The sequence below is a fragment of the Kineosporia sp. A_224 genome, from assembly GCF_002198655.1.
Lineage (GTDB): Bacteria > Actinomycetota > Actinomycetes > Actinomycetales > Kineosporiaceae > R-H-3.
Map to the genome: position 1 here is coordinate 1 of NZ_MWLN01000029.1, position 21,511 is coordinate 21,511.

Sequence of the window (21,511 nt, forward strand, 5' to 3'; positions counted from 1 at the left end):
TCGTCGCCTCTCCTCACAAATCCTGGCTCGCCTTCACGGCAAAATGTGTGAAGGCCCGGATCCAAGAGCGGGATCCGGGCCTTCACACATTTTGTAGCGGGGACAGGATTTGAACCTGTGACCTCTGGGTTATGAGCCCAGCGAGCTACCGAGCTGCTCCACCCCGCGTCGGTGGTTCGACCCTACGGGCCCCGCGGGGGTGGAGGCAAATCAGTTGGCCGGCGTCACCCGGTCGCGCTCGCCGAACCGGTCGCCGACGGGCTCGGCGTCGCGCCGGCGCTCGGGCTCGCCGTCGCCGTGGACGCCGTCTGGCCGAGCCGGGCCTGGGCGTCGATGGCGCGGTTGACGGCGTCCTGCAGCTCGGTCTGGGCCTTGCCGTAGGCCGCGAAGTCGCCCTTGGCGAGGGCGTCCTTGCCGGCCGCGAGCGCCCGCTGCGCGTCCTGGAGGGCCGTGGTGAGGTCCGCCTGGGCCGAGCCCGTGCCGCCGGTCGCACCGCCGGTCGGGGAACCGGTGCCGGTCCCCGTCCCGGTGCCGGTCCCGGTACCACCGGTCCCGGTGCCGCCGTTCCCGGTCGTCGCCCCGCCGCCGAAGAGGGCGTCGAGGGCGAGCGGCAGGGTGTCGGCGAACGCGATCTTGTCGCCGAAGCTCACGAGGACCTTCTGCAGCTGCGGGTAGGTGTTCTGCCCCGCCGGCCGCACGTAGACCGGCTGCACGTAGAGCAGGCCGCCGCCGAGCGGGAGCGTGAGCATGTTCCCGTACTCGATCGTCGCCCGGTTGATCACCGCCGGATTGAGGACCGCGCTGATCCCGGTGTCGGCCCGGAAGGCCTGCTGCACCTGGGCCGGGCCCTGGACGACGACGTCGTCCGGCAGCTCGAGGAGGCGCAGCGTGCCGTAGCCGGACCGGCGTTCACCGGCCTGGGTCCCGGCGTCCGCGTCGACCGCGAGGAAGCCGGTGAGGTTGTTCCGCTGGTTCGACTGACCCGTCGCCGGGATGTACGCCGACGTGAGCGAGAACGCGGGCGCCTCCTGGTCCGGCATCTGGAGCGTGAGGAAGTACGGCGGCTGGAAGCCGGCCGTCGTCTGGCTGTCCCGCGTCGGGTCGCGCGGCACCGTCCAGAGCTCGCTCTGGGAGAAGAACACGCCGGGGTCGGTCACGTGGTAGCGACCGAGCAGCTGGCGCTGGACCTTGAAGAGGTCCTCCGGGTAGCGCAGGTGCGACATGAGGTCGGCGCTGATCCGGCTCATCGGCTGCACCTTGCCGGGGAAGACCTTCATCCACGTCTTGAGGATCGGGTCCTTGTCGTCCCAGGCGTACAGCGTCACGGTGCCGTCGTACGCGTCGACGGTCGCCTTGACGGAGTTGCGCATGTAGTTGACCCGCTTGGCCCCGAGCGGGACGACGTTCGTCGCGCCCGTCAGCGCGTCCTCGGTCGCGTCCGCGAGGATCGTGGACTTCGAGTACGGGTACTTGTCGGTCGTCGTGTACGCGTCGACGATCCACACGATCTTGCCGTCGACGACGCTCGGGTACGGGTCGCCGTCGAGGGTGAGGAACGGCGCCGCCTTCTCGACGCGCTGCCGCGGCGTGCGGTCGTAGAGGATGCGCGAGCGGTCGTTGATCGAGCCCGACAGCAGGATGTTCTGGTCGCGGAACTTCGTCGCGTAGAGCAGCCGGTTGACGAACGAACCGATCGGGACGCCGCCGGTGCCGGTGTACGTGTAGCTCGCACCGTTCGTCGACGTCGTCGACTCCGGCGAGTCGAACTCCTGCGGCGGCGCCGTGCTCGGTGCGCCGACGATCGAGTAGTCCGGCGACTTCTCGCCGAAGTAGACCCGCGGCTGGTAGTCCTTGCCGTTGAACGCGTTCGGGAAGCCGCTCTGGAAGAAGACCGGCCGGCCGTTGTCCGTGCGCTGGTTGCCGTAGGCCGCGACGAGGCCGTAGCCGTGGGTGTAGACGATGTGGTCGTTGATCCAGTTGCGCTGCGTCGTGGGCGCCTCGGCGAGGTCGAGCTCGCGGACGGCCGTCACGGTGTCCCGGCGCGTGCCGTCGATCGTGTACCGGTCGACGTCCAGGGCAGCGGGGAACGAGTAGTACTGCGCCTTCTGCTCGAGCTGGCTGAACGCGTCCGAGACGATGTACGGGTCGATGAGCCGGATGCCCGGGATGAGACCCGCGTCCTGGCGCAGCTTGTCGGGCGTCGCCTGGGTCTGCGCGTTGTACTGCGTCTTCTCGACCCCTTCCAGCCCGTACGCCGCCTTGGTCGCCTTGATGTTCTTGGCGATGTACTCGGCTTCCTTCGTGCGCTCGTTCGGCTTCACCTGGAAGCGCTGGACGACGGCCGGGTAGATGCCGCCGACGACGATCGCGCTGACGACGAGCAGGACGACGCCGTAGAGCGGCAGCATCCGGAACCGGTCGACGATGGCGGCGACGACGAAGAGCACCGCGACGATGACCGCGATCGCCGCGAGCACCCCGCGCGCGATGAGGACGGCGTTCGCGTCGGTGTAGCGCAGGCCCGTGATGAGCCCCGACTCCTTCGTCGTCAGCGCGAACCGGCCGAGCCAGTAGTCGACGCCGCGCAGCACGAGGAAGACCGCCGCGAGCGTCGCGAGGTGGATCCGGGCCGCGTCGGTGAACCGCGAACCGGTGCCCTGCAGGCGGATCCCGCCGTAGAGGTAGTGCGTGATGACCGCCGACAGCGACGCGAGGAACACGACCGCGGTGAGGAAGCCGGTGAGGAACTGCAGCCACGGCAGGGTGAAGACGAAGAAGCCGATGTCCATCCCGAACTGCTCGTCGCGCTGGCCGAACGACGTCCGGTTCCACCACAGGAGGAACGTCTGCCACTGCTGGCTCGCCGCCGAGCCGGCGAACAGGCCGAGCGCGAGCGGGACGCCCGCGACGACGACCCGGCGCAGCGGCTCGATCGAGTCGCGGTAGCGGTCCAGGCTCGCCTGCTCCGTCGAGACGGGGGCGTACACCGGCCGGGCCCGGTAGGCGATCGTCAGGCTGGCGAAGACCGCCGCGGCCATGACGACGCCGCCGACCACGAACAGGACGCCCTTGGTCACCAGCTCCGTCGTGTAGACGTCGGTGAAGCCGACCGACCGGTACCACAGGACGTTCGTCCACACGGACGACAGCAGCAGCACCAGCACGACGATGACGCCGAGGATGGCCAGCGTCGGGGCGAGGGCCCCGCGACGGCGGGTCGGGACGGCGGGACGCGGGGCGCTGCGCGGATCGCGCTCGAAGCTCACACCCGGAGAACTTACCTTTCGCGCGCATCGTTCCCGAGGGCGACCGGCCGTTCGGACGCCGTTCACAGGTCCGGCCCGGCCCGCACCCAGGGACGGCGCGGAGAATGCGTCCCGCACGTGCGAGGATCGCGCCGTGAGCACGGACGACCCGACGACCACGTCGCCCTCCTCCCCCGGCACCCGCGCGCAGGCCGTGCGCCGTGCCGTCCGCGAGCTCGAGGCGCACGTCGCCTCGGGCGGCTGGGACGGCCCGGTGCGGGTGTTCGCCCTGGTGAACACGCACGCCGCGCTCGGCCGCGACCCGGGGCTGGCGACCGCCCTCGGGCCGGACGTCGTCGAGGCGGCGACCCGCGACCCCGAGCACCTCACGGCCGTCGAGCAGGAGCAGCTCCCGGACGCCGACTCCCTCGAGGGCCTGCTCGGCAGGATCGCCTGGCCGCCGAGCGTCGACGGTGCGGCCGTCGTCGTCGAGCGGCTCGTCGTCCCCCCGGAGGCCGAGGCCGCGGCCCCCCGGGACCCGGACGCGGCGCTGGCCTACCTCCAGGAGCACCCGGACCGGCGCGAGCTGCGGATGGCGGCCGGGGTGCTCCGCGACGGCACCGGGGCGTGCGCCGTCCGGGCGCGCGACCACGACGAGGACGACCGGGTCGCCGTCGGCGGCCCCGAGCTCGTCCCCGGCCTCGTGTCGGCCGTCGCCGCGACCCTCGACGGGTAGACCCTCGACGGGTAGACCCCCGGCGGGTCGACGGTCAGGACGCCGTGCAGGTCGGCAGCGACCCCGGCGCGGCGCCCTTGCCGATCTTCTCGACCGCGGCCCGTGCCTCGTCGAGCGTCGCGACCCGGACCACGTTCAGCCCGTCCGGCACGTGCCCGACGACCTCGTCGCAGTTGTCCGCGGGCGCGAGGAACCAGCGCGCGCCGGCGTGCCGGGCCCCGAAGAGCTTCTGCCGGATACCGCCGATCGGCCCGACCGTGCCGTCGGGGTCCATCGTCCCGGTCCCGGCGATCTGCTTGCCGCCGGTCAGCGGGCCCGGGGTGAGCTTGTCGATGATGCCGAGGGCGAACATGGTCCCCGCGCTCGGGCCGCCGATGTCCTCGATCTGGATCTTCACGTCGAACGGGAACTTGAACGTCGCGTCGATGAAGACGCCGATCTGGGTCTTGCCGTCGTCGCCGGCCCGGGTCGTCACGTCGAGCGGCACCTGCTTGCCGGCCCGCTCGACGACCATCGCCGCGACCTTGCCCGGCGCCGTCCGGTCGAGCCCGGTGCGCAGCGCGTCGAGGGTGTCGGTCGGCACCCCGTTGATGCTCACGAGGACGTCGCCGGCCTTCAGGGTCTTCGCCGCCGGGGCCTTGGCGTCGACCTCGGTGATGGAGACCCGGGTCGTCACCGCGATGCCGAGCGAGGTCAGCGCCGCGGCCGTCGCGCTCTCCTGCGACGACGTCATCTCGCGCTGGTTCTCCTCCTCGTTCTGCTTCTCCGTGACGCCCTTGGGGAAGAGCCGCTCCTCGGGGACGACGGCGACCGACGGGTCGAGCCAGCCCTCGATGACCTGGTAGAGCTCGACGTGGCCGCCGGGTCCGCCGAAGACGCTGACCGTCGTGAGGTCGAGGGCGCCCGACGTCGGGTAGCTCTCGTGCCCGGAGATCGCGATGAGGTCCTTGCCGTTCTCCGTGCCGAGCGTGTTGAGCGCCGGCCCCGGCCGCTGGACGGCGTAGTGCACCGGCATGAGGAACGCCGCGGCGACGAGCGCGACCGTGACGAAGCCGGAGAGCAGCAGCACCCCTGTCCGCGGGTTCATCGTCAGCGGATGCTCGGGCGTCGCGTGCTGCGGCGCCCCGTCCCCCGGCGGTACCGCGGACGGGGCGTCGGCGCCGTCCGCCGCGGACGAGGTCACCGGGACGGCGTCAGGCCACGGCGTGTCGTGGTCGTGGCCTGGGTTCACGGGTGGCTCCTCGGGCGGGCACGGTGCGGACGGGCCGTCACAGGGTAGGACGACGCGGGCCCGGGCGGCGTGCCCGGGCCCGACGGACGAGCGCCGCGGCACCGAGCAGCGCGACCGCGGCACCGGCCGCACCGGCCGCCGCCTCGCGGCCCTCGACCCGCCGGCCGGCGACCGCCCGCCGGCCCGCGACGAGCGCGAGGAGCTCGGTGAGGCAGTCCGCGTTCGTCCGCGTCGGGGCCCAGCCGGCCGCCCGCAGCCGCTGCGAGGACACCACCCACGGGTGGACGACGAACGCGAGCTCCGCGGCCGGCATCGGCAGCACCCCGACCCGGTGCAGCCGCTCGGCGGTGCCGAAGGCGATGGCCGGCGGCAGCTCGACGGTGCGCAGCCGGGTGAGCCGGGCCGTCTGCCCGGCGTCGAGCCAGCCCTCGCAGCCGACGCCGAGCGGGCCGTCGAGCCCGGCGGTCAGGGCGGTGACGACGGCGGTGCCGAGGTCGTCGACGTGGCAGAACTGCCGGGCGGCCCGGGCGCCGCGCACCTCGAGCAGCCGCGGCGCCTCGAAGTGCCGGGTCACCATGCTGTCCACCCCCGGGCCGACGAGGGCGGCCGGCCGGAGCACCGTCAGCGGCAGCCCCGCGGCGTGCGCGAGCGCGGCGAGGGTCGCCTCGACCTCGACGAGGTCCCCGACGATGCCGGCCCCGCCGTCGGCCGGCACCGGTGCGTCGTCCGGGAGCGGGACCGGGTTGTCCGCGGCCGCGCCGTGCACCATCGCGCTCGTCACGACGACGAGGCGGGCGGCACCGGCGTCCCGGGCGGCGGTGCCGACGGCGCGGGCGGCCCGGACGGCGTGCGCCCGCCGCTGCGGGCCGGTCAGCGCGAGCGCGGCCTCGAGGTCGTCGGCGGCGGCGACGTGGACGACGACCTGCGCGCCGGCGAGGAGCGCCGCCCCTCCCGGCGCGGCGACGTCCCCGACCCGCCAGGTGCCCGGCGCGCCGCCCCGGCGGTCGTCCACGGCGACGACCGGGAACCCGGCCGCGACAAGTGCCGACGCGACCGCAGAGCCCGCCGGGCCGGCCGCCCCGACCACGGCGACCCGCGGGCTGCTGCGCCGTGAGCGAACCGTCGCGCGCTGCGGGCTCACCGGACGACCCCCCGTCGTTGGCTGTTGCGTAGGTTGGACCCCATCCTCGCCGAGAGCGGCCGCGCGCGGGCCGCGCTCCGGTGGACGAACCGTGTGAATGAGGTGCGCATGACCGGCTTCGGCAGGGACCTGCCCGACCGCAGCGAGGGCGACGACGGCGACCCGATGGGCGAGCTGTTCAAGGCGATGTTCGGCCCCGGCGGCCAGCTGCCGCCCGAGCTCGCGAACATGCCCGGCCTGCCGCAGGACCCGGCGGCCCTCCAGGCGATGTTCCTCCAGGTGCAGCAGATGCTCGCCGGGGGCAGCGACGCACCCGTGAACTGGGACCTCGCCGAGAACATCGCCCGGCAGGCCGCCGCCGAGGGCGGCGACCCGAGCGTCGGCGACGCCCAGCAGCGTGCGGTCACCGAGGCGCTGCGGACGGCGGACCTCTGGCTCGACCGGGCCACCGACCTGCCTGCGGCGGCGGGGCGCACCCACGCGTGGAGCCGCTCGGAGTGGGTCGCCCAGACCCTGCCGGTGTGGAAGGGCGTCGTGGAGCCGGTCGCCGAGCGGGTCGGGCAGGCGATGGGCGAGGCGATGTCGTCCCAGGCGCCGCCGGAGATCGCGCCGATGCTCGGCGCCGCGCTGCCGATGATGCGCCGGATGGGCGGGGCGTTCTTCGGCGCCCAGGTCGGCCAGGCGGTCGGGGCGCTGTCCCGCGAGGTCGTCAGCGGCGGGGACGTCGGCCTGCCGCTGCTCCCGGCCGGGGCTGCGGCGCTCGTGCCGGCGAACGTCGCCGCGTTCGGCGAGGGCCTCGGCCTGCCGGAGGACGAGGTGCGGCTCTACCTCGCGCTGCGCGAGGCGGCGCACGCCCGGCTCTTCGCCGGGGTCCCCTGGCTGCGCGCGCACATCCTCGGCGCCGTCGACGAGTACGCCCGCGGCATCGCGATCGACACCGACATGATCGAGCAGGCCGTCCGGCAGATCGACCCGGGCGACCCGCAGGCCCTCCAGGAGGCGCTCTCCTCGGGGATCTTCGAGCCCGAGCGGACGCCGGCCCAGCAGGCCGCCCTGGACCGCCTCGAGATCGCCCTCGCGCTCGTCGAGGGCTGGGTCGACGAGGTCGTCGACGCCGCGGCGCGCACGTCGCTGCCGCACGCCGTCCAGCTCCGCGAGACCGTCCGCCGGCGGCGTGCCGCGGGCGGCCCGGCCGAGCACACGTTCGCCTCGCTCGTCGGCCTCGAGCTGCGCCCGCGCCGGCTGCGCGAGGCCGCCGCGGTGTGGGCGGCGCTCACGGCCGCGCGCGGCGTCGGCGGCCGGGACGCGCTCTGGGAGCACCCCGACCTCGTGCCCGGCGCGGAGTCCTTCGCCGACCCCGAGGGCTTCGCCCGCGGCTCCGGGTCCGACGCCGGCGGCCAGGACCTCGACGCCGCCCTCGCGGCGATCCTCGACGAGGCGGACCGGGACGGGTCGGACCGGGACGGCGGCGAGGAGCAGCCCGGCGACGGGTCCGGGGGCGAGGCCCGGTGACCCCCACGCTCCACCCGGTGTCCGACCCGCCCGCCCCGCACGGCGACGCGGCCGGCGGCGAGCCGCTGTGGACGCCGGACGAGCGGCTCGTCGCGGACGTCCGGCACGCCTTCGCGCACGCCCCGCGGGACACCCCGCAGGCCCGCTTCGAGGCCTGGGCCTGGCGGGCGATGCTCGACGAGGACGGCGCGGCGCTGCTCACCCGGCACGCGGCGCCCGCGCACGTGACGGCGTCCGCGCTCGTCCTGTCCCCGGACGGCCGGCGCACCTGCCTGGTCCTGCACGGCCGGATCGGCCTGTGGGTCCAGCCCGGCGGGCACCTCGAGCCCGGCGACACGACCCTGGCGGCCGCCGCGGCCCGCGAGGTGCTGGAGGAGACCGGGCTGACAGGCACCGTCCTGCCCCGGCTCGCCCAGCTCTCCCGGCACGGCGCGCCCTGCCGCCCGGGCGTCGTCGACTGGCACCTCGACGTCCAGCACGTGCTCGTCGCGCAGGCGACCGCCCCCGCGGTCAGCGCGGAGTCGAAGGACGTCCGCTGGTTCGACGTCGACGCCCTGCCGGCCGACCTCGCGAGCGGGGTGCCGGACGGGGTCGCCGCCGCACGCGCGGTGCTCGCGGCCGGGTAGCCGGGCAGCCGGGCCGCCCGCCGGCGTCAGCCCGTGCCGTCGAGGTCCGTCCGCACGTTGACGCCGAACGCGGGCGTGTCGTCGACCCGGTCGGCGTGGTCGTCGTCCGCGCCGTCCCCGATGCTGCCGTCGCGGGCCGCTGCGAACCCCTCGAGGAAGCCGCGGGCCCGCTCGGTCCTCGGGTAGTCGGCGAGCAGCGCCCAGAACCGCGGGCCGTGGCCGTGCTCGACGAGGTGCGCCAGCTCGTGGAGGAGCACGTAGTCGATGACCCACGGCGGCATCCCCTGCAGCCGGGTCGAGAGCCGGATCGTCCGCTCGGACGGCGTGCAGGACCCCCAGCGGGAGTTCTGGTTGGGCACCCACGCGACGCTCGCCGGCCGGGCCAGCCCGTCGAGGTAGCGGCGGGACAGCTCCGTCGCGCGGGCCATGAGGTCGTCGTCGCCGGGGCGGCGGCGCCGGTCCTGGGCCGAGAGCCGGGCGACCATCCGCTCGACCCACTCGCGCTCCTGGGCACGGGTGAAGCGGGCCGGGATGAGCACGATCGTGCGGTCACCGTCGCGGTAGGCCGTGACCGTGCGGACGCGCCGCCTGCTCCGACGTACCTCGACGTCAGGTGGCGGGGCATACGCGGGCACGCCGGCCATGGGTCGAGGCTACGGCGCCGGGCCGAGAAAATCTTCCATCCACATCCGGTGGACAGCTCCGCCGCAGGTCAGACGGGCTGTCGCGGCGTGGTGACGATCCCCCTCCACAGGCCCCGAGCGGGGTGTCCACAGCGACACGCGACACTCTCCCCACGATGTCCACAGGTTTGTCCACAGGCCTGGGGACAGCGACGTTGACGACGTCCGCCCGGTGCTCCTAGGTTCGGTCCAAGACCCCGGGTGTCCGGGGGCGGCGCGCTGGGGAAGGTGCGTCGGCCCCGGCCCCGGGGTTTCTCCGTTCACGCTGCGCGACGTGTTCAGGACGCACCGAGACCGAGACATGAGCCGGACCGGCGCCCGCTCCGTCCGGGTATGTCCGGTGATTCGTGCGTGGCGTCATCCCCGGGAGTCAGCCGTTCCCACGATCTTCCGACGCGCCAAGGCCGACTTGACCGGCGCCACGCTCACGCTCGGCTAGGCTTCACGCCGGGTCTGACGCACGGAGGGGGCCGCCAGAGCGCGTCCCGACCGGCCCGCGAGCGGCACCACTGGCCGTCGCGGTTGACCAAGCCATACGACATGAGGAGCGCCATCGTGGCCGACGAGACGTACAGCGGCGAGTTCTACTGCGTGAAGTGCAAGGAGAAGCGCCAGGCGGAGGGCAAGGTCGTCGAGACCAACGGCCGCCGCATGGCCAAGGGCCAGTGCCCCGTGTGCGGGACGAACCTCAACCGCATCCTCGGCAAGGCCTGAGCCTCACCGCTCCGCCGCGACGGGCGGCCCACCGACCGGTGGGCCGCCCGTCGCCGTTCCCGGCCCGAGGAGGCCTGTGGACGAACGGGGCCGGGACGCACGGTCGGTCCGGGCCTGTGGACGACGGCGGAGGCCCGGGGGCCGGACGTGGCACGCTCCCCGGGTGCGCATCCAGCTGCTGCCCGGCCTCCAGCGCGCGTGGCGCGGGCCGACGACCCTCCAGCTCGGCGTGAGCCCGCGCCGGTCGGTCGTGCTCGAAGGACTGACCGCGGCCGACGTCCGGCTCGTCGAACGCCTCGACGGCGGCCTCGACCCCACCGAGCTCACCGCCCCGGACGAGCTCGTCGCGCTCCTGCGCGGCGCCGGGGCGCTCGTCCCCGCCCGGGCGGGCCGTTCCGCGCGCAGCGTCGTCGGCCGGCACGAGGAGCTCGAACCGGACGCCGCGACCTGGGCGCTCGTCCACCGCGGCTGCGGCGACGGCTGGGACCTGCTCGCGGCCCGGGCCGCCCGGACCGTCCTCGTCGTCGGCGAGGGCCGGGTGGCCGACGCCGTCGCGGCCGCGCTGACCGCCGCCGGCATCGGGACGACGGACAGCCGGCCACGGCTCACCGAGCGCGGGATCCGCGCCCGGACCGGGCGCGGCGTCCCCCGGCCGGCCTGCGTCGTCCTCGTCGAGCCGGTCGCCGCCGACTCCGCCCGGGCGGCCGACCTCGTCCGGCGGGACGTCCCGCACCTGTCCGTCGTCGTCCGCGAGGGCGACGTCGTCGTCGGGCCGCTCGTCCGGCCCGGCACCGACCCGTGCCTGCGCTGCCTCGACCTGCACCGCGCGGCGCTCGACCCCGACTGGCCCGGCGTCCTGGCCCAGCTGCTCTCCGGCCCCCGGGACGCGCCCGAGGAGACCACCGTGGCGGCCCTCGCGGGCCGGCTCGCCGCGCTCGCCGTCCTCGCCCTGCTCGACGGGCGTACGACGCCCGCGGCCTGCGGCGCGACGCTCGAGGTCGAGCTGCCGGACGGCCTCGTCACCCGCCGTCCGTGGCCCGCCCACACGGAGTGCGGGTGCCACTGGCCGCCCGCCGGTGAGCCCGGCGACGCGCCCGGGACGACGACGTCACCCGCCCACCGCGCGCGGGCGCAGCCCGCGACCGTGACAATGGAGCCGTGACGGACCTCCCCCGCCGTGCTGTCACCCGCACGGCGAAGCTCGCCAGCCTCCCGCTCGCCTTCGCCGGCCGCACGGCCCTCGGCTTCGGCAAGCGGGTCGGGGGCAGGCCGGCGGAGATCGTCGCCGCCGAGATGCAGGCCCGGACGGCGGAGCAGCTCTTCCGCGTGCTCGGTGAGCTCAAGGGCGGCGCGATGAAGTTCGGCCAGGCGCTGAGCATCTTCGAGGCCGCGATGCCGGAGGAGCTCGCCGGCCCCTACCGGGCGACGCTCACGAAGCTCCAGGACGCCGCTCCCCCGATGCCCACGGCGACGGTGCACAAGGTGCTCGCCGCCGAGCTCGGGCCGCAGTGGCGGCGCAGGTTCAAGGAGTTCGACGAGACACCGGCCGCCGCCGCGTCGATCGGCCAGGTGCACCGTGCCGTCTGGAAGGACGGCCGCCAGGTGGCCGTCAAGGTCCAGTACCCCGGCGCCGGCGACGCACTCATCTCCGACTTCACCCAGGTCGCCCGGGTCGGCCGCGTCGCCGCAGGCTGGATCCCCGGCCTCGACATCAAGCCGATCCTCGAGGAGCTCAAGGCCCGGATCGTCGAGGAGCTCAACTACACGCTCGAGGCGGAGTCCCAGACGCAGTTCGCCGACGCCTTCCGGGACGACCCCGTCTTCGTCGTCCCCGAGGTCGTCATCGCGACACCGCACCTCATCGTCAGCGAGTGGCTCGAGGGCGTCGCCCTGTCGAAGCTCATCGCCACGGGTACCCCGGAGGAGCGCAACCTCGGGGCACGGCGCTACCTGGAGTTCCTGCTCGCGGGCCCGGCCCGGGCCGGCCTCCTGCACGCCGACCCGCACCCCGGCAACTACCGGCTCACCCCGGACGGACGGTTCGGCATCCTCGACTTCGGCGCGGTCAAGCGGCTGCCGGACGGGATGCCCCCGGAGATCGGCCGGCTGCTCACCCTCGCGCTGCAGAACGACGCCGACGGTGTCGTCGCCGGGCTGCGCGAGGAGGGCTTCATCAAGGCGTCGATCGACATCGACGGACGGGCGCTGCTCGACTACCTCGCACCGTTCCTCGAGCCGGCCCGGCACACGACGTGGACGTTCTCGCGGGTGTGGATGCGCGAGCTGTTCGCACACGTCAACGACGTCCGGCGGCCGCAGTGGTCGCTGGGCCTCAAGCTGAACCTGCCGCCCGAGTACCTGCTCATCCACCGGGTGTGGCTCGGCGGCATCGGGGTGCTGTGCCAGATCGAGGGCGAGGTGCCCGTGCTCGAGGTGCTCGCGGAGTGGCTCCCCGACTTCGACGTGGCCTCGCTCGACTACATCGAGTGGGTCGACGAGGACGGCGAGCCGGTCGAGCCCTGAGGGCCCGTCACCACCAGGCGGAGTCGAGCTTGCCCTCGATGCTGCGGATGTTCGCCCGCATGCACGCCCCGCAGGTCCAGACCCGGCGGCCCCGCTCGGTGCCCGCGGACCACGTGAGCGGCGGCGGGTCCGACGGCGCCGCGGCGCCGCAGGTGAGGCAGACCATCACGGACCCCTGGGACGGCACCGTTGCCGCGGGCAGGGTCGAGGACGTTGTGGGCTCGGTCACATCTGGAGCGTACGCCCGAAACCGTTGCCCCGCGAGGGATCCACGCCCGAATCCTTGCCGATGTTCCGGTGACGCGACGGAAACCGTCCGTTCGGCGGAGTGATCGCCCCGGATTTCGTCGGCGCGCTCCCGGCGGGCGTCCGCCCGGCGGTCAGAGCACGACGGTCTCGATCGCGTGCAGGTGGCTGCGCGTGCAGGGCGAGCAGGTCCAGGCGCGGTGCCCCTCCCGGACGGACATGGACCACAGCAGGGCGGGCCGCTCCTCGGAGGGCCGGCTCCCGCACTCGAGGCAGCACGTCGTGGTTGTCATGCTCCTCGACGCTACGGACCGTTCGTCGCCGACGGGCTACGCCTGCGCGACAGAACTGTAAAGGCTCTGTCACCCCGGGTTACGTCACTACGTCGCCCGTGTGTCGCCGTGCTCGGCACGGGGCCGGACGGCGCAGCGGCCCGCCGGGAGTCCGGCGGGCCGCTGCGGACAACGACCGTGCGGGTCAGCGGCGGTAGACCGCGTCCCAGTCGTCGACCTCGAGCAGGAGGAGCTGGCCGTTCTCGACGAGCTCCTCCACCGTGCCGACGCCGGTCCCGGCGGGCAGGTTCTTCTTCGTGTGGACCTGGGCGTCGAAGAGGAACGTGCCCTTGCCGAACAGGTCCGCGGTGTCAAGGATGCCGCTCGACTCCTCGTCGGTCGTGAGGACGGCGCGGGTGTCGGGCGTCGTCCCGGCCGGGTCGCTCACGCCGAAGAGGGCGGTGTCGAAGCCGGCGACGACGCCGACCCGGCCGTCCTTGATCCGGTAGGCGAGGATGCGGGCGACGTGGTCGTTGCCGCCCGGGTCCTCCTGGACGAGGAGGTTGCCGCGGCGGTCGATCGTCATGTTGTCCGGCTTGTTGAGGTAGGGCGCCTCGGTGCCGTCGAGCAGCAGGGTGAGCGTCCCGCCCAGCTCCGGCTTGTCGACGTTCGTGAAGCGCAGCCGCCACAGGCCGCCGCCGTCGCGGGCGACGCCGGGCTCGGCCGGGTTGGCCGCGGTCGAGCCGCCCTCGGTCGTGAGGAAGTAGTAGTCGTTGCGGTTGCGCGGGTCGAAGGAGCCGTCCTCGATCCGGTTCAGGGTCAGGCCCTTCGCCGCCGCGTCGGCGTTCTGCGCGGCGCCGCTCGCCGTGGTGTCGACCTGCTCGCCGGCCCCGAACGTCACCGGGACGGCCTTGCCCTTGCCGTAGGCGGTGCGGAACTGCGCGTCCGTCGCGACGGTCTCGTCGGCGGTGTCGACGACGAACAGCGAACCGTTCGTGAGGCCGGCGCGCTCGACCGGGCTGCCCTTCGTCGTCTTCGTACCGACGTAGACCCGCAGCTGGCCGTTGCCGCCGTCCTCGTTGCCCATGACGACGGTCGTGTCGGTGCGGTTGGCGGCCGAGACGGTGTTCTCCCACGAGAAGAGCCCGAGCCGGGGCAGCTGGGTCGCCGCCCCGTCGGTCGTCACGCCGAAGACCCGGCCCTCGTCACCGGCCTCCTCGTTCGCCATGTAGATCGCGCCGTCGTAGCCGGCGTCCGTGTCGTCGTTGTAGAGCGAGCCGGCCGGGGCGAGGTAGCCCGAGCAGAACCGGTTGAACGCGGCGGTGTGGGTGCCCGCGGCCGCACCCGCGGGGGCGACCGGCGCGGCGGCGTAGGCGCCGGTCGCGTAGTCCCAGTACCGGACGCCGGGCTGCACGAGGTCCGAGCCGGTCGTCACGGCGAGCGTCTTCGGGTCGATCGTCCAGCGGCTGACGAAGGCGCCCTTCTGGCCGTGGGCGCGGGCGATGCCCGCTGCTGCGCCCAGCTCCTGGTTCACCAGGGCGACGACGCGCTTGCCGCTGCGGTAGGCGCCGATGCCGTCGGGGATGCCGACGAGCCGCGTGCCGTCCTTCGCCGCACCGTTGTTCACCGTGAGCAGGGACGTGATCGTCACATCGGGGGCGACGGGCAGGACGTAGGGGGCGATGCCGCCGGTCGGGCCGATCGCGGTGCTGCCGGCGGCGGACGCCGGGGCCGCCATCGGCACGACGAGCGCCGCGCATCCGAGGCCGGTGCCGGCCAGGACGGCACGGGTCCGGCGGGAGCGGGCGGGGGTCTGCTGGGTCACGCGGTCCTCCAGGTCGGGGTCTCGGTCGCCGCGGGGCGGCAGAGCCGAATCTGACGACCCGGGGTGAACGGACCACGGCCCGCCGGGCGAACGGCACGGGACCGTCCGGTGTCGGTCCCGTGCCCGGCCGGCCCGGACGGGGTCAGACGCCGAGGTAGAGGAAGCCCGGCCCCTCGTCGCGCCAGCCGACGCCGAGCGGGTCGAGGGCCGCGGCGAGCGCCGGCCGCCAGGAGCCGGTCCGCGTGACGTCGGCCCCCTCGAACCCGTGGTCCGCGGTGAGCAGGAACGTCACGTCGTCGGTGACCCCGAGCCGGTCGAGGTGGTCGAGGAAGGCGCTCAGGCGCCGGTCGGCGTCCCGGAAGCTGTCCCGGGCGATCTGCGAGCGGGGCCCGCCGCCGTGGTGCCCGGCGTCCGTGACGACGTTCGACCACCAGGTGAGCGCGGGCGCGTCGTCCGGCACGGCCCACAGCTGGAGCATCTGCGCGACCCCGGCGTCGTCGACGCGGGTGCCCCAGCGGTAGTAGGAGTCGGCCAGGTGGGCGCGCTCGCCGACGAAGGGGCTCGCGTCGGCGTCCGGCAGGGCCGAGTCGAGGTCGCCCGCTCCCCCGGCGCCGGCCTGGGCCCGGACGAGCTGCATCGTCGAGTACCCCGCGCCGCGCTCGACGGCCTCGTCGACGCACGCCGTGAACGCGCCCGGCCGGGCCGCCGCGAGCGTCTCGAAGACCGTCGCGACGCCGGGCCGCAGCCACTCGGCGGAGCGGTGCCACGTCGTCTCGTCGTTCGGCACGACCCGCTCGCCGGTCGCACGGTCGTAGAAGACGTTGCCGAGGACGCCGTGCCGGCCGGGCCCGACGCCGGTGAGCGCCGAGGTGTGGTTGCACAAGGTGATGCTCGGGAACTCGGCGACCGCGCCGCCGGCCAGCGCCGTCCCGTGCGCGAGCAGCCGCGCGACGCCCGGCAGCTCGCCGGACGCCGCGAGGTGCAGCAGCTCCGAGCAGTGCGCGCCGTCCCAGAGGATGCCGACGACCCAGCGGCCGGCGCCCTCGTCGACGAGCGCCTCGAGGGCGTGCCCGTCGAGCGGCAGCCCGGCGGCGTCGACGTGCAGCCGGGCCGGCACGCCCGCGGCCCGCAGCAGGGTCGGTGCGACGTCGACGATCCGGGCGTGCTCGGCGACGACGCCGCGCGGCCGGACGCCGGCCCCCGACAGCAGCAGCGGCGCCCGGGACTGGACGACGTCGAGCGAGCCGTGCTCGCCGTGGTGGCCGCCCTCGTCGGGGAAGAAGTGCCGGGGCGTGTGGACGACCGCGACGTCCGGGCTGCGGCTCGGGTCGGCGAACAGGGAGAGCAGCCGCCGGCCCGGGTCCGGGTAGGCGTTGCGGGCGTTGTCCGGCGACGGGTCGGCGACCTCGAGCTCGTACGGCAGGAACGCCATCGGGTCGACGTCGCCGACCGGGTCCTCGCCGTGCAGCACGGTGTGCAGGCCGCCGGCGTCGAGCCGGACGGCGCCACGCGCGTTCGCGACGACGACGGTGGCGCCGGGGCCGAGGTTGTGCGGGCCGGGCCCGGCCTCGGGGTAGGCGACGAGGTCGACGACACCGGCGAGCGCCGGGTCCGTCAGGGCCCGGACGGCGGCGTCCCGGACCGCGGCGGCGCCGGCCGTGCCGGTGCCTGCGACGTCAGCTCCTGCAGTGCTCATGCCCGCAGCGTGCCACGGGGGCAGACTGTGGCGGGGCCGGACACCCGGCCGGGCCACCGTCGTCGTCGCGAAGGAGCATCACGTGCAGGTCGTCCGGATCACGGCCACTGGCGGACCCGACGTGCTCGAGGTCGCCGACGTCGCGTCCCCCGCGCCCGCGGCGGGCGAGGTCCTCGTCGACGTCGCCGCCGTCGGGGTGAACTTCATCGACACCTATGTCCGCTCCGGGCTCTACCCGACGCCGTTGCCGGTCGTCCTCGGCCAGGAGGCCGCCGGCACCGTGTCCGCGGTCGGCGCGGGCGTGGAGGACGTCCGGGTCGGGGATGTCGTCGCGTGGGCCGGCGGCGTGGGCGCCTACGCGCAGCAGTCCGTCCGGCGCGCGGACCAGGTCGTCGTCGTCCCGCCGGGCGTCGACCCGGAGACCGCCGCGGCGGTGATGCTCCAAGGGATGACCGCGCAGTACCTCGTGACCGACACCTTCGCGCTCGGCCCGGGGCACCGCTGCCTCGTCCACGCCGGCGCGGGCGGGGTCGGGCTGCTGCTCATCCAGATGGCCAAGCAGGCGGGCGCCGAGGTGTTCACGACGGTCGGCGGCCCGGAGAAGGCCGAGCTCGCGCGGGCCGCCGGTGCCGACCACGTCATCGACTACCGCGCGGAGGACTTCGCCGGAGCCGTCGAGCGGCTCGCGGGGCCGAAGGCGCTCGACGTCGTCTACGACGGGGTCGGGAAGGACACCTTCGTGCGCGGCCTGGACCTGCTGCGGCGGCGCGGCCTCATGGTGACGTTCGGCAACGCGTCCGGCGCGCCCGACCCGGTGCCGCCGCTGCTGCTCTCCCAGAAGGGCTCGCTCTTCCTCACCCGGCCGACGCTGAGCGACTACATCGCGACGACGCAGGAGCTGCGGGCGCGGGCGGGCGCCGTCCTCGACCTCGTCGCGGCGGGCGGGCTCGACGTCCGGGTCGGGGTGCGGCTGCCGCTGGCGCAGGCCCGGCAGGCGCACGAGCTGCTCGAGGGGCGACGGACGACCGGCAAGGTCCTGCTCGTCCCCTGACGGCGGGCCCGCGCGGCACCGAAGGCCGGGCAAGGGCCGGACAGACGTCAGGGCCGGGCCATCCCCTCACATGGCCCGGCCCTACCGCGTACCCGACAAGACGCAGGAACCGCCGGTTCGGTTGCTTCTGGCGGAGGGCCCGGGCGTGCTCCACGTACGTCCACGGACTGTGAGCCGCGCCACGTGACGGGTGGCACCGAGGGGCGGGCGGCCGGTCGCCGGCGGGAGCCGTCGGACGTGACGACGGCTCCCGCCTCTCCTGGCTGCACCCACCGCCCCGGTGCGGGTGCCGCTCGTCGTCAGACGAGCTGCTGGGCCGCGCGGAGCGCGGCCTGGGATGCGAGGCGCGCCGACTGGACGGCGCGCTGCGCGGATCGCTCGGCCCGGCGGGCCCGGCGCTCGGCGCGCACTGCGCGCACGACGCGGGACCGCTGGGCCTCGCTACTCAGCTCCTGCCACCGGTGGCGTGCGAGCTGTTCGTTGAGGACGTGCTGACTGGCGTACATGTCGATGCTCCTGGGCTGCGTCCGCGCGAGGCGGAGACGGATGACGGTGTCGAGGCACCGGTCGGTGCCGTCGAGGAGTGCGTCGTGCTCGGTGCGGGACCGGGCTGCGGCGCGGTCGGTGACGGACGGGGTGACGGAGCGGGCGGCGGCGCGGGCTGCCGCCCGGCGGGCTGCGACGGCGAGCCGGACGGCGCTCACGCCGCGGCCTCGTTCTTGCGGGGACGCCCACGCGGCCGCTTGCGGGCCACGACGACACCGGCGATGAAGAGCTCGCCACCCCAGACGCCCCACGGCTCCCGGCGCTCGAGGGCACCGGCGAGGCACGACGTGCGGACGGGGCAGGACTGGCAGAGCGACTTCGCGGTCTCGACGTCTGCGGGGGACTCGGCGAACCAGAGCTCGGAGTCGTTCACCCGGCACGGGATCGTCGGCGTCTGCTCCTGGACGACCTCGTCGAGGGTGTCCAGCAGAGCGGTGAGCTGCATCGTCGTCACCTCCTCGTTCTCCTCGGGGCACCGGCTGTGACCGGGCCGCCGTCACGGCGGTCCGCCGGTACGGGTCGACCGGCGGCTCGAACAACCCGGCGACGGTCGTCGCCGGAGTCCTTGCCGGGATCCGCGGGAGGAACACGAAGGCCGCGGATCCCGTGATCGGGTTCCGCGGCCTGAGGAGGCGATTCGCCGGTGCTAGACCGGCGGCTTCCAGACTCTGGTACCCGATTGGTGCGGGGTGGTGCCGTACTGCTTGTCGAAACCGAACTTCTGCGTTGCCGCGGTGCGGGCGGACTCGTCCGCCGGACCGTCGTTGCGGACGCCGGCGATCAGGTCGCCGACGAGCTCGAGGGACACGTGGGCCATGGGCGCCTGCGGGCAGAGCTCTGCCCAGCTGCGGAGCGGGTTGACGCCTGCCCGGACGCGGCCGCTGAGCGGCGAGGTGGCAGCGCGCGACGCACCGGTCATGACGCCGTAGGCGCTCTCGGTCGTGATCGCGATCATGTCTGCCACCTCCTCCCGGTCTCGGGCCCCGTGCGCGCGTGGGCGCAGCACGTGGCGTTCTGTGATGCGTTGAAGGCTAGACGACGCGGCGAACGAGCCACAACGTATTTTCCGTCGTGTTTTCCGAACTTTTTCCGACGGTCTTTGCGGCCGGCGGCCACCGGGACCGAAAGTCCTTCTCCCACAACGGGAACCGGACACCAGGCCCGAAGCGGACGATCCCGGCGGCTCACCCGTTCGGGGGACGGCTCCCGGCGCCCAGCTCGGCGAGCAGGGCGGCCCCGTACCGGTCGAGCTTGGCCTTCCCGACGCCCGCGATGGCCGCCAGCGACGCGACGTCCCGCGGGACCGCCTCGGCGACCGCGACGAGCGTCGCGTCGGTGAGGACGACGTACGCGGGCACCTTCGCCTCGGCGGCGACCCGGGCCCGCCACTCGCGCAGCCGCGCGAACAGCTCGGGGTCGTAGGCCGGCGGGCAGTCCCCGCAGCGGCCGGTCTTGCGCTCGGCACCGGACGACAGCACCGTGCCGCAGACCCGGCACGCGGTCGGCAGCGACGCCTTGCTCCGCGAGCGGCGCGGCCCGTCGCCGTCCCGGCCCGGGCCGCGGGCGCCGCCCTGCGGGGCGCGGCCCGCGGGGGCGCCGATCAGCCCGTCGAGGAACCGCGACGGCTCCCGGCTCGCCCGGCCGCCCGGCGTCCGGGAGCGGGTCCACGACAGCAGCAGGTGCTCACGGGCCCGGGTGATGCCGACGTAGAGGAGCCGACGCTCCTCCTCGACGGCCTCCCAGCCCTGCGCGAGCGAGATCGGCATGAGGCCCTCGGAGAGCCCGACGAGCAGGACGGCGGCCCACTCCAGACCCTTGGCCGCGTGGAAGGACGCGAGCGTGACGCCCTCGACGGTCGGGGCGTGCTGGGCGGCGGCGCGCTCCTCGAGCTCGGCGACGAGGTCGGCGACCACGGTGCCCGGGCGGGCGACGGCCAGCTCGTCGGCGAGGACGGCGAGCGCCTGGAGGGACTCCCAGCGCTCCCGGACGGCCCCACCGGTCGACGGCGGCCGCGGCGTCCAGCCGGCCGACGCGAGGACCGAGCGGACCTCGTCGCCGAGCGGGCGTGTGCCGTCGGACGCGCGCGCCGCTCCGCGCAGGAGCAGGACGGCGTCCCGGACCTCCTTGCGCTGGAAGAACCGCTCCCCGCCGCGGACGAGGTAGGAGATCCCGGCGTCGGCGAGGGCCGACTCGAGCGGCTGCGCCTGGGCGTTCGTCCGGTAGAGGACGGCGATCTCGCTCGGCCGCACCCCGGCCTCCATGAGCCGGGTCACCTCGCGGACGACCCCCGAGGCCTCGGCGAGGTCGTCGTCGTACGCCGTGAGGGTCGGGGCCGGGCCGGCCTCGCGCTGGGCGGTGAGGGTGAGCCGCGCCGTCGCCGGGGTGCCCGCCGGTCCGGACGTCGCGAGCAGGCCGTTCGCGAGCGTGACGACCTGCGGGGTCGAGCGGTAGTTGCGCTCGAGGCGGACCGTCCGCGTGCCCGGGTGCCGCTTCGGGAAGGCGAGCAGGTGCTCGGGCGAGGCGCCGGTGAAGGAGTAGATCGTCTGGGCCGGGTCGCCGACGACGCAGACGTCCTCCCGGTCCCCGAGCCACAGGTCCAGCAGCCGCTGCTGGAGCGCCGAGACGTCCTGGTACTCGTCGACGACGAAGTGCCGGTACTGCCCGCGGATCGTCGCCGCGACCGCCGGGTACTCCTCGAGGATGCCGACGGTGAGGAGCAGGACGTCCTCGAAGTCGATGACCCCGCGGTCGGTCTTGACGTCCTCGTAGAGCTCGAGGACCCGCCCGACGGTCGGCAGGTCGAACCCGCCGGGCTCGCCGCGGCCCGCCCGCGTCGCGGCGGCGACGTACCGCTCGGGGGTGAGCAGGGTGACCTTGGCCCACTCGATCTCGGCCGCGAGGTCGCGGATCGCGGCGCGGTCGACGGTGAGCCGCATCCGTGCCGCGGCGTCGGCGACGAGGCCGGCCTTGTGCTCCTGGATCGCGGGCGGCGCGCCGCCGACGGCCTGCGGCCAGAAGTAGGAGAGCTGGCGCAGCGCCGCGGCGTGGAAGGTCCGGGCCTGGACGCCGCCGACGCCGAGCGCTCGCAGCCGGGTACGCATCTCCCCCGCGGCACGGGCGGTGAACGTGACGGCGAGCACCTGCTGCGGGACGTAGACCCCGCTGTGGACGCCGTACGCGATCCGGTGCGTGATGGCGCGGGTCTTGCCGGTGCCGGCGCCGGCGAGCACGCAGACCGGCCCGTGGAGCGCCGAGGCGACCTCGCGCTGCTCGGGGTCGAGCGCGGCGAGGACGCCGTCCGCGGACGGCAGCAGGGTGGTGAGGACGGGCTCGGGACCGGGCATCGGGGGCCATCCTGCCAAGGACCGGCGACAGCCCGACGGGTGGGCGACCCCGGCCCGGGAAGATCGCACCCCCGCCCGTACGTTGAGATGTCAAGCGGCCCCGCCCGCCGCCGGCCAGGA

At 74.8% G+C, this 21,511-nt stretch carries 19 protein-coding genes and 1 tRNA gene; 7 read left to right on the top strand and 13 right to left on the bottom strand.

Going from position 1 to position 21,511, the window contains the following annotated elements; translation table 11 throughout:
- Window positions 1–94 precede the first annotated feature (94 nt).
- Together EDJALFJO_RS00940 and EDJALFJO_RS00945 are read right to left on the bottom strand one after the other, a co-directional pair.
- Window positions 95–168 (bottom strand) — tRNA-Met (locus EDJALFJO_RS00940).
- A gap of 56 nt (window positions 169–224) precedes the next feature.
- On the bottom strand, window positions 225–3,266 hold the full coding sequence (locus tag EDJALFJO_RS00945) for a UPF0182 family protein (RefSeq protein ID WP_088281296.1): 3,042 nt from the start codon (window positions 3,264–3,266) through the stop codon (window positions 225–227).
- 133 nt (window positions 3,267–3,399) lie between these two features.
- Between EDJALFJO_RS00945 and EDJALFJO_RS00950 the strand changes: the two genes are divergently transcribed.
- Window positions 3,400–3,981, top strand: a complete 582-nt coding sequence (locus tag EDJALFJO_RS00950; RefSeq protein ID WP_088281298.1) for a PPA1309 family protein — start codon at window positions 3,400–3,402, stop codon at window positions 3,979–3,981.
- A 34-nt stretch (window positions 3,982–4,015) separates the two neighbouring features.
- Here the strand turns inward: EDJALFJO_RS00950 and EDJALFJO_RS35290 are convergent, their stop codons facing one another.
- On the bottom strand, window positions 4,016–5,212 hold the full coding sequence (locus EDJALFJO_RS35290) for a PDZ domain-containing protein (RefSeq protein ID WP_233149609.1): 1,197 nt from the start codon (window positions 5,210–5,212) through the stop codon (window positions 4,016–4,018).
- Between the two features lie 37 nt (window positions 5,213–5,249).
- On the bottom strand, window positions 5,250–6,353 hold the full coding sequence (locus EDJALFJO_RS00960) for an NAD-dependent epimerase/dehydratase family protein (RefSeq protein WP_088281300.1): 1,104 nt from the start codon (window positions 6,351–6,353) through the stop codon (window positions 5,250–5,252).
- 108 nt (window positions 6,354–6,461) lie between these two features.
- Here EDJALFJO_RS00960 and EDJALFJO_RS00965 point away from each other — a divergent pair, with 108 nt between their 5' ends.
- Both EDJALFJO_RS00965 and EDJALFJO_RS00970 read left to right on the top strand, forming a co-directional pair.
- The gene (locus EDJALFJO_RS00965) at window positions 6,462–7,865 is read left to right on the top strand and encodes a zinc-dependent metalloprotease (RefSeq protein ID WP_088281302.1); all 1,404 of its coding nucleotides are present in this window, start codon (window positions 6,462–6,464) and stop codon (window positions 7,863–7,865) included.
- A gap of 17 nt (window positions 7,866–7,882) precedes the next feature.
- A complete protein-coding gene (locus EDJALFJO_RS00970; RefSeq protein WP_143448214.1) occupies window positions 7,883–8,491 on the top strand; it encodes an NUDIX hydrolase in 609 nt (202 codons plus the stop codon).
- Window positions 8,492–8,517: 26 nt separating this feature from the next.
- Here the strand turns inward: EDJALFJO_RS00970 and EDJALFJO_RS00975 are convergent, their stop codons facing one another.
- Window positions 8,518–9,135, bottom strand: coding sequence for a M48 family metallopeptidase (locus tag EDJALFJO_RS00975; RefSeq protein ID WP_088281306.1), 618 nt, complete (start codon window positions 9,133–9,135; stop codon window positions 8,518–8,520).
- A gap of 579 nt (window positions 9,136–9,714) precedes the next feature.
- Between EDJALFJO_RS00975 and EDJALFJO_RS00980 the strand changes: the two genes are divergently transcribed.
- The 3 genes from EDJALFJO_RS00980 (at window position 9,715) to EDJALFJO_RS00990 (ending at window position 12,411) form a co-directional block, all read left to right on the top strand.
- A complete protein-coding gene (locus EDJALFJO_RS00980; RefSeq protein ID WP_158220243.1) occupies window positions 9,715–9,888 on the top strand; it encodes a DUF5679 domain-containing protein in 174 nt (57 codons plus the stop codon).
- Window positions 9,889–10,051: 163 nt separating this feature from the next.
- Entirely contained in the window at window positions 10,052–11,050 is a 999-nt protein-coding gene (locus EDJALFJO_RS33925) for a hypothetical protein (RefSeq protein WP_158220244.1), read from the top strand.
- Window positions 11,047–12,411, top strand: coding sequence for an AarF/ABC1/UbiB kinase family protein (locus EDJALFJO_RS00990; RefSeq protein WP_088281310.1), 1,365 nt, complete (start codon window positions 11,047–11,049; stop codon window positions 12,409–12,411). The genes EDJALFJO_RS33925 and EDJALFJO_RS00990 overlap by 4 nt, the downstream gene beginning before the upstream one ends.
- 7 nt (window positions 12,412–12,418) lie before the next feature.
- On the opposite strand, the gene EDJALFJO_RS00995 is transcribed toward EDJALFJO_RS00990, so the two are convergent.
- The 4 genes from EDJALFJO_RS00995 to EDJALFJO_RS01010 all read right to left on the bottom strand — a co-directional run bounded on the left by EDJALFJO_RS00995 (window position 12,419) and on the right by EDJALFJO_RS01010 (window position 16,450).
- Complete coding sequence (locus tag EDJALFJO_RS00995; protein ID WP_143448215.1) at window positions 12,419–12,640, bottom strand: hypothetical protein; 222 nt, start codon at window positions 12,638–12,640, stop codon at window positions 12,419–12,421.
- Between the two features lie 151 nt (window positions 12,641–12,791).
- Window positions 12,792–12,950, bottom strand: coding sequence for a hypothetical protein (locus EDJALFJO_RS33930; RefSeq protein WP_158220245.1), 159 nt, complete (start codon window positions 12,948–12,950; stop codon window positions 12,792–12,794).
- 184 nt (window positions 12,951–13,134) lie between these two features.
- Entirely contained in the window at window positions 13,135–14,754 is a 1,620-nt protein-coding gene (locus tag EDJALFJO_RS01005; protein ID WP_088281316.1) for an alkaline phosphatase PhoX, read from the bottom strand.
- Window positions 14,755–14,896: 142 nt separating this feature from the next.
- Window positions 14,897–16,450 (bottom strand): alkaline phosphatase family protein, encoded by a 1,554-nt coding sequence (locus EDJALFJO_RS01010; RefSeq protein ID WP_088281318.1) that lies wholly within the window; start codon window positions 16,448–16,450, stop codon window positions 14,897–14,899.
- 82 nt (window positions 16,451–16,532) lie between these two features.
- On the opposite strand from EDJALFJO_RS01010, the gene EDJALFJO_RS01015 reads away from it, so the two are divergent.
- On the top strand, window positions 16,533–17,501 hold the full coding sequence (locus EDJALFJO_RS01015; protein WP_233149610.1) for a quinone oxidoreductase: 969 nt from the start codon (window positions 16,533–16,535) through the stop codon (window positions 17,499–17,501).
- 299 nt (window positions 17,502–17,800) lie between these two features.
- Here EDJALFJO_RS01015 and EDJALFJO_RS01020 read toward each other — a convergent pair whose 3' ends face one another.
- The 4 genes from EDJALFJO_RS01020 to EDJALFJO_RS01035 all read right to left on the bottom strand — a co-directional run bounded on the left by EDJALFJO_RS01020 (window position 17,801) and on the right by EDJALFJO_RS01035 (window position 21,391).
- Entirely contained in the window at window positions 17,801–18,205 is a 405-nt protein-coding gene (locus tag EDJALFJO_RS01020; protein WP_088281322.1) for a hypothetical protein, read from the bottom strand.
- A complete protein-coding gene (locus tag EDJALFJO_RS01025; RefSeq protein WP_088281332.1) occupies window positions 18,202–18,492 on the bottom strand; it encodes a WhiB family transcriptional regulator in 291 nt (96 codons plus the stop codon). Before EDJALFJO_RS01025 ends, EDJALFJO_RS01020 begins: the two co-directional genes overlap by 4 nt.
- A gap of 201 nt (window positions 18,493–18,693) precedes the next feature.
- Entirely contained in the window at window positions 18,694–19,002 is a 309-nt protein-coding gene (locus EDJALFJO_RS01030; protein ID WP_088281324.1) for a hypothetical protein, read from the bottom strand.
- A gap of 229 nt (window positions 19,003–19,231) precedes the next feature.
- Entirely contained in the window at window positions 19,232–21,391 is a 2,160-nt protein-coding gene (locus EDJALFJO_RS01035; RefSeq protein WP_088281326.1) for an ATP-dependent DNA helicase UvrD2, read from the bottom strand.
- Window positions 21,392–21,511: the final 120 nt, after the last annotated feature.